The following is a 2,699-nucleotide window of genomic DNA, read 5'->3' as shown; positions in this document are numbered from 1 at the left end:
ACCCCCCCCGCCATAATAAACATCGAGTTTTGAAAACCCACCCAAGACAGCAGCAAGCCACCAACAAAAAAGCCCGCTCCTTTGAGTGCATTCTTCGAGCCAGTCAAAATCGCTACCCATTTGTAGAGCGCACCTTGCTGTTCGTCTGGTACTAGCGTTTTAATCGCGCTCTTAGCACTCATTTTGTTCAGATCTTTGGCAATCCCCGACAGAGCTTGCGCTGCCATCACCCAAGGAATGGTCAGCCATGCATTTGGTACTGCGAGCATCAGCAACGCAAACACTTGCATCGCTAAACCAATGTTCATGGTTTTATTTAGGCCTAACCTTGCGCCCAACCAACCACCAACTAGGTTTGTCACCACACCAAAAAATTCATAGAAAAGGAACAGTGAGGCAATAGCTAACGTGGAATAACCTAAATCATGAAAATAGAGCACCACTAGCATACGCAGTGCGCCATCGGTCACCGTAAAGTTCCAATAGTTAAACGTCACTAACATGTACTGACGAATACTTTTGCTTAATTGAGAAATCATATTGACCTCATATGTACAGCGATAGAAGCATTTAGATCATCATGTTCTAAATACTTCCTAACCTGTACAGCAACATTGACCAATACAATGTTGCTGTGATTTTCAAAAAATGCCCCAACATCAATGAAAAGAAAAATACACCTTAAAAACAATGCATTAGTTAATATTAATGGCATTTTTTGTAAACAGTCGTATCCTGAAGAAGCTTGAATTTAGCTTTTGGATCATGATGAACCAAAAGCTATTTAAGCTGATCAAGCGTCTTGAGCCACGCGTTCGATGTACTCAACTTGCACAGGTTTTGTAAATGCACCAGGGCGCAATGCCTGCACTTCTCGCACGATATCTTCTAACTGCCATTCCTTTTCTAGGAGTAGGTGAGCAGCGAACAAACCTGTGCGCCCCGAACCACCCATGCAATGCATCGCAATTTTGCCACCTTGAGCAAGAATCGCGTGCAGTTCCGGACTGGCTTGTTGCCACTTCGTCGCAAACTCTTCATTTGGTGCGCAGTCGTCTTCAATCTCGATCTGGAACCATTTCATACCCAGTTGCTGAGTGGCTTCACCCAATGCAGAGACATTCTTCGCAGCTAATTCACTATCATCTAGTGCAGTAACGACCGCTTGAACACCCTGCTCTTTCAACTGTTCTAACGACGCATGCAAATCGACACCTTTCGTTCCTGGGCACGGTGTTAAGATTAAAGCACCGGAGTCCAAATCTAATTGCCATGTAGGATGAGACATTGTGACCCCCTTTTAAGCCAAACCAACGTTACGAACCAGCTCTGCTGTGCGCGTTGCATAACCCATTTCGTTATCGTACCAAGCGTAAATCTTAACCATACGAGAACCCACAACCATGGTTGATTGCGCATCAACGATGGTTGAACGTTGGTCGCCTTTATAATCGATAGAAACTAAAGGACGCTCTTCGAAGCCAAGGATGCCTTTCAAATCACCTTCAGATGCTTCTTTTAACAGTGCATTCACTTCTTCTGCCGTGGTATCACGCTTCACATCAAAAATGATGTCTGTTAACGATGCGTTTGCTAGAGGTACGCGAACCGCATGACCATTAATTTTGTCTTTTAATTCTGGGAAAATTTCGACAATCGCCTTCGCGCTACCCGTAGTGGTTGGGATAAGGCTCATGCCGCATGCTCTTGCACGGCGTAGATCTTTGTGTGGCGCATCCAAAATAGTTTGCGTATTCGTCAGGTCGTGAATGGTCGTAAAAGAAGATTGTTCGATACCCAATTTCTCATGAATGACTTTAACCACAGGTGCGATACAGTTAGTCGTACACGAAGCTGCTGTCACGATACGATGTTTTTCAGGGTCGAAAATATGGTCGTTCACGCCCACCACAATGTTCGCAATACCTTCTTCTTTCACAGGTGCGCTTACCACGACACGTTTCACGCCTTGCTCTAGGTATTTGTTTAGGAATGATGTTTTGCGATGTACGCCTGTCGCTTCAATCACAACATCACAATCAGACCAGTTCACCGCATCGATATCGCGTTGTTGAGTCGTGGCGACACGCTTGCCGTTGATGACGAGCTCACTGCCTTCGACCTGAACTCCATGATGCCAACGACCTTGCACTGAATCGAATTCTAATAAGTGACCAAGCGTAGCTGCGTCACCTGCGACATCGTTGATTAACACAAACTCCAATTCTGGCCAATCAAATGCCGCTCGCAGCGCTAAGCGACCAATTCGGCCAAAGCCATTAATTCCTACTTTAATTGTCATAGTTTTACCCTCTAATCTTCTACCTTGAATCTCTATTCGCTGTTAACAGCAAGCCTCACGACTTTTATCGTGTAAGCGTGTGATGTCGTCTTGGTATTCCTGCTTCAAACAGTTTGATGCCACTAAGTCTTCAATTAACTTTCGCATCCAACCTGGTAATTGCTGTGATAACTCGTAATACACCCATTGTCCTTGGCGTTTATCCACCAAGATGCCACTGGATCGTAACTGAGCAAGATGACGAGAAACTTTCGGCTGGCTCTCTTGTAGAGCAAACGCCAAATCACCAACGCAAGTTTCACCTTCACGGGCCACGAGCATTAAACAACGTACGCGTGTTTCATCGGATAACAGCTTAAAAAACTGATGTGGAAGCATAATAAACATACCTATATAT

Annotated in this window: 4 protein-coding genes; all 4 read right to left on the bottom strand. The window is 44.9% G+C overall.

Features of this window, described 5'->3' with window-relative positions:
* Positions 1-539, bottom strand: a 539-nt coding sequence (locus CAG68_RS12850; RefSeq protein ID WP_161441229.1) for an MFS transporter, incomplete at its 3' end; no start/stop codon positions are given.
* A gap of 254 nt (positions 540-793) precedes the next feature.
* On the bottom strand, positions 794-1,288 hold the full coding sequence (locus CAG68_RS12845) for a cyclin-dependent kinase inhibitor 3 family protein (protein ID WP_086047096.1): 495 nt from the start codon (positions 1,286-1,288) through the stop codon (positions 794-796).
* Between the two features lie 12 nt (positions 1,289-1,300).
* Positions 1,301-2,302 carry an ArsJ-associated glyceraldehyde-3-phosphate dehydrogenase gene (locus CAG68_RS12840; protein ID WP_005383630.1) on the bottom strand — a complete coding sequence of 334 codons (1,002 nt, stop codon included), beginning with the start codon at positions 2,300-2,302 and terminating at the stop codon, positions 1,301-1,303.
* Between the two features lie 42 nt (positions 2,303-2,344).
* Positions 2,345-2,680, bottom strand: a complete 336-nt coding sequence (locus CAG68_RS12835) for a metalloregulator ArsR/SmtB family transcription factor (protein WP_005378730.1) — start codon at positions 2,678-2,680, stop codon at positions 2,345-2,347.
* Positions 2,681-2,699: the final 19 nt, after the last annotated feature.

This window comes from Vibrio sp. V42_P2S4T144, from assembly GCF_009904715.1.
GTDB lineage: Bacteria > Pseudomonadota > Gammaproteobacteria > Enterobacterales > Vibrionaceae > Vibrio > Vibrio alginolyticus.
The sequence above is the reverse complement of the archived record's forward strand: the minus strand, read 5'-3'. Positions and strand labels throughout refer to the sequence as shown.